Source organism: Rubrivivax benzoatilyticus JA2 = ATCC BAA-35 (assembly GCF_000190375.1).
GTDB lineage: Bacteria > Pseudomonadota > Gammaproteobacteria > Burkholderiales > Burkholderiaceae_C > Rubrivivax > Rubrivivax benzoatilyticus.
Map to the genome: position 1 here is coordinate 1 of NZ_AEWG01000125.1, position 685 is coordinate 685.

Here is a 685-nt window from a genome sequence, read left to right on the forward strand (position 1 = left end):
ATCAGCACCGGCCGGTCGGCGGCCAGCGCCGCGGCCAGCGCGTCGCGCAGCGCGGCCGGCGTGGCCACGCGTGCGTAGCCCAGGTCCCAGGTGGCGGCCAGGCCCTCGAACCCGCGGCCGTGGCCGGCGACGAACAGCGTGTCGCAGTCGTCGGCCAGCGCCGGGTCGCGCCCGATCGGCAGGCGCTCGAAGATCCGCCCGCCGTCGTTGTGCACCGCGACGATGGCCAGCGGCCCGCGCACCGCGGCCGCCGCGGCCAGGCCGCCGGCGTCGTGCAGCAGCGAGACGTCGCCCAGCAGCAGCGCCAGCGGGCCGTCGAGCACACGCCGGGCGCCGGCGGCACCGGCCACCAGCCCGTCGATGCCGGCGGCGCCGCGCTGGTGCAGCACGGCCAGCGGATGCCCATCGGGGCGCAGGTCGTGGTCGAGGTCGCGCACCGGGTTGCTGTTGCCGACCATCAGCGTCGCGCCCGCCGGCAGCGCGGCGCGCAGCAGCGCCGGGATCTGGTGCTCGTGCAGCGGGCCGTCGTCGCCGCCGTCGGCCGCGTCCTCGCGGGCCGCCCAGGCGCCGGCCTCGGCGAACTGCCAGCGCTGGGCGTAGAAGCTCGCGGCCTGCTGCCCGGCCGCCGTGCGGGGCTCGGCCTCCAGCCGCTCGGCGGCGGCGTCCAGCAGCGCGGCCACCGGGC

The 685-nt window shown here is 79.9% G+C and carries 1 protein-coding gene; it reads right to left on the reverse strand.

Going from position 1 to position 685, the window contains the following annotated elements:
• Positions 1–685: thiamine pyrophosphate-dependent enzyme (locus RBXJA2T_RS20425; RefSeq protein ID WP_009858114.1), on the reverse strand; the 685-nt coding region annotated here is incomplete at both ends.